This is a genomic window from Streptomyces sp. SID14436 (assembly GCF_010548465.1).
In the GTDB taxonomy this organism is placed as follows: domain Bacteria; phylum Actinomycetota; class Actinomycetes; order Streptomycetales; family Streptomycetaceae; genus Streptomyces.
The window spans coordinates 1-240 of record NZ_JAAGMD010000651.1 but is presented as its reverse complement, the minus strand read 5'-3'; the positions used below and the strand labels follow the sequence as shown (position 1 = coordinate 240).

The 240-nt window shown below is 80.4% G+C and carries 1 pseudogene; it reads left to right on the top strand.

The window, feature by feature from the left end:
- Positions 1-240 (top strand): annotated as a pseudogene (locus tag G3I53_RS22890) (hypothetical protein); the annotation flags it as partial.

Here is a 240-nt window from a genome sequence, read left to right as displayed (position 1 = left end):
GGGGAGCACACGGCACCCGGCCAGGACGTGACCGGGCAGTGGTCGATCCCCGTCGCCCGGGGCGACCTTCCGGACGAGTCCGGCGAATTCACGGCCTCCGCGCTGGTCGAGCAGTGGGGCGGCACCCCGCCCGCCACCCTCCCGGGCGGCGCGCCCGCCCCCTGGGCCCCGGCGCCGGTGGCCATCGGCACGCCCTGGGGACCCGGCGTGCCGGGCGTACCGCAGGACGACGGGCCCGCC